This is a genomic window from Pseudoponticoccus marisrubri, assembly GCF_001482405.1.
GTDB lineage: Bacteria > Pseudomonadota > Alphaproteobacteria > Rhodobacterales > Rhodobacteraceae > Pseudoponticoccus > Pseudoponticoccus marisrubri.
Genome location: NZ_LPXO01000064.1, coordinates 1 through 315, shown reverse-complemented (window position 1 = coordinate 315; position 315 = coordinate 1). Strand labels below are relative to the sequence as shown.

The following is a 315-nucleotide window of genomic DNA, read 5'->3' as shown; positions in this document are numbered from 1 at the left end:
GGGGGTCTCTGTGATAAAAGCGCAGAAGAATCGCAATTTTGTGGCCAAATACGCACGGCAGTTCAACCGCGCATCTGTCCACCGCAACCGAAAAGCCGATCTCAAGGCAGGTCGTAATCAGAAACACAAAGGGCGCTATTGACCGGCACCCTTATCAGGTACGGAGCAATCGCTGCACGGTAACAATTGGCCGTTGTGAGTAATTGGCAACTCGCAAGATTCTGAGTCTTGAGTTCCCGGTTCGAATCCGGGACGGCCTGCCATCTTTGCCGGCTTGCCGGCAGCAGTTTTGGTGCCGGAAAACCGGTACCGGGG

General features: G+C 54.9%; 1 protein-coding gene. It reads left to right on the top strand.

Translation table 11 applies throughout. From position 1 onward, the window contains the following. The first annotated feature begins 10 nt into the window (after positions 1 to 10). Positions 11 to 142 carry a DUF7230 family protein gene (locus AVJ23_RS23680; protein WP_437176768.1) on the top strand — a complete coding sequence of 44 codons (132 nt, stop codon included), beginning with the start codon at positions 11 to 13 and terminating at the stop codon, positions 140 to 142. Positions 143 to 315: the final 173 nt, after the last annotated feature.